3 protein-coding genes are annotated in these 2496 nt (G+C 48.8%); all 3 read left to right on the forward strand.

Going from position 1 to position 2496, the window contains the following annotated elements; all coding sequences use genetic code 11:
- The coding region (locus tag NE536_RS22570) for a TraU family protein (RefSeq protein ID WP_261274089.1) at nucleotides 1–480 on the forward strand (480 nt) is incomplete at its 5' end.
- A 22-nt stretch (nucleotides 481–502) separates the two neighbouring features.
- A complete protein-coding gene (trbC, locus tag NE536_RS22575; protein ID WP_006087392.1) occupies nucleotides 503–1243 on the forward strand; it encodes a type-F conjugative transfer system pilin assembly protein TrbC in 741 nt (246 codons plus the stop codon).
- Nucleotides 1240–2496: conjugal transfer protein TraN (locus tag NE536_RS22580; RefSeq protein ID WP_261274090.1), on the forward strand; the 1257-nt coding region annotated here is incomplete at its 3' end. The genes trbC and NE536_RS22580, both read left to right, overlap by 4 nt.

Raw genomic sequence — 2496 nt, forward strand, 5'->3', positions numbered from 1 at the left:
GACGAGTTGTCATTTATCCTCAATCCCGAAGCCATTTTATTTGGCAATTTAGTGTCACAACTCGCCTGTGCAACCGAAGCCGTGGCCACCTCAACTAACAGCATATTGCCTTTTGATTTTCTGTTTTGGTGTATGGGCTCACAAGGCAGTGCCTACCCCCTGACTGGCACCACCAATTACCGCGACACGCCAATTCAGGCGGGTACGTTGATTTTAGAGCGCCTGAACTACAAATTGCATCGCCAAGGCATCGTATGGGAATCCCACGGTGAAGACGGCGCGATTTGCTATCAAACGCCGATGCCCCTCATGCCCAAATCCCGCTATCGCTATCAAATGACCAACACCATACCCGATGCGCTATGGGCGCACCCTTACACCACAACCACCGTTATCTGGGAAAGTGGCCACGATAACCCTGTGTCGGGTGACAACTTTGGCTTTATCAACTTCAAAAAACGCAATTGCGTGTTTTTGTGACCAATAAGGAGAGGGATTTTCGATGAAAAAGTTTGAGACCAAATTACCAACAATCTATACCGAGTTATGCACAAAAATTGTGCATAACTCTCTATTTTCACATTCATTTAAAGGCTTAGCCCTGTTCGTGAGCTTATGGTGCCTTGGATCAATTTCACAGGTGTTCGCCCAAACGGATTACAGTATTGACGAATTAAAAGCGCTGTCGATGCGAGAACGTCACACATTACCCCCATTGAATGGTGACCAAGCCGCACTATTTGATAAAGCCCGTCAGTTCGAAGCGCAAAGCAAAGGCCAATTAGACAACGCACTATCACCATTGCTCGATGCAAAGCCCAACCCCAGCGCCGATGCTAATGGTGTGATGGTATTTGTGTCGTTGGGTATGCCTGCCACCAGTTTGCAGCAGTTACTCATGCAAAGCGCAGACTTACAGGTGCCACTCATTGTGCGCGGTGTACTGCCTCAAGGCTTTACCGCCACCGTTAAACAGATGAATCACCTTATCGATAACAAGGGTAAAACCATACAGAGCGGTTTTGCGATTAATCCCCAGTGGTTTACGCAATTCGGCATTACCCAAGTACCCGCCTTTGTTGCTGTAAGACCCAACAAATGTCAGGCAAAACAGCCCTGCAGCAGCGATGACTTTGACGTGATTTACGGCAACGTTTCGTTGTATGACGCGCTGAACTTACTTGCACAACACGGCAGCATTCCCGATGTGGCGGCGAAGACATTAGCAAAGGGGGCGAAATGACTCAGTTGAATAATGCCTTAATCCTCAGTGCCATCCTCACATTGAGCGCCGCCTTGCCTGTTATGGCGGCCAACAGCGAAAAGGATTACCGCGATAATGTGCAGTGGGCCAAAGACAGTATCAAGCAGAATCAGAACAAAGCGGGTTACACCGGTTTTGACGTTAACAGCCTATGCAAAGATGCGACATGTCAGCAAGAAGTCGCTAACCCAAGCGAAAGCCGTTACTACAACAACCCGAGCGCCATGGACAGTGCCAAAATGCAAGGCATGAGCACGGATGGCCAAGCCCAAGCCGTGACGAGTGGCTTTAATAATGGCCGCCCGACGATCGATGAAAACGATCCGGCATACCATACCGCCGTTGGCTATCAAAATGATGCTTACAATATCAGCCACGGCATTTCATCTAAATATCATGACTGTGAAAAAGGGCTCGTTTGTGAAGTCGATTCTCAGCCACGTTCTTGCACGTTGCCCACCAATAATCCGGTGCAATGCTACCTGACGCCCTTTGTCAAAAGCACGTCAACGCAACATAAAGAGCATACGTTTCGATTAACGGGCATCCCTCCATTCATCATTGAATTACCCAATCCTAATGCGCAAATAACAGCGATTAGGCTACAAGGTGAGTTCAGCAGTTTAGGGACTGCATTGTCAGTAAAACTCTCGGTCAATAATGCCGAAGTTGGCACCGCCCCTGTCACCAAAGGCGCGGGAAGTTGCACGCCAGAGGGGATCTGTCCTGCTCAAGTAAACACATCATTCCCCTATCAAGGCGATGCGGCTAACGCACCGATAAATATCAATGTGGGTACGATTTGGGGCTCTGCGGGTTTTCCATTCTATGTCGCTGTAGATAACTTCCCCATCACCTTCATCACCACTGAAACGCATGTTGAAGTCGGTTACAACAACAGTTGTGGCGCAGTCCTCCCCGAGTGCCAACAAGTCCAATCTCAATGCGTAGAAGGTAAAGAAACACGCATGATTAATGGGATAGCCGTGACATTGGATTGCTGGAAAGAACAAACCACCTATCAATGTGCCTTTCCCAATACCTGCGACGCCATCGCAGATTGCAGCATTCAATCGACCAGCTGTGACACCCAACTTGGCGGCGTTTGCATTAAAGATAAACAACAACGCCTATGTGATAAACAGCAATGCCGAGATACGGGCCTTATCTGCGGTGCAGACAGCTTTGCGCTCAGTGGTGACTATTACGATCCTGCGGCCACTCGCAGCACT

The organism is Shewanella septentrionalis (assembly GCF_025370265.1).
Classification (GTDB): Bacteria; Pseudomonadota; Gammaproteobacteria; order Enterobacterales; family Shewanellaceae; genus Shewanella; species Shewanella hafniensis.

Coding starts and splice junctions, on each gene's coding strand:
- trbC (WP_006087392.1), top strand. CDS start 503: ATGAAAAAGTTTGAGACCAAATTACCAACAATCTATACCGAGTTATGC.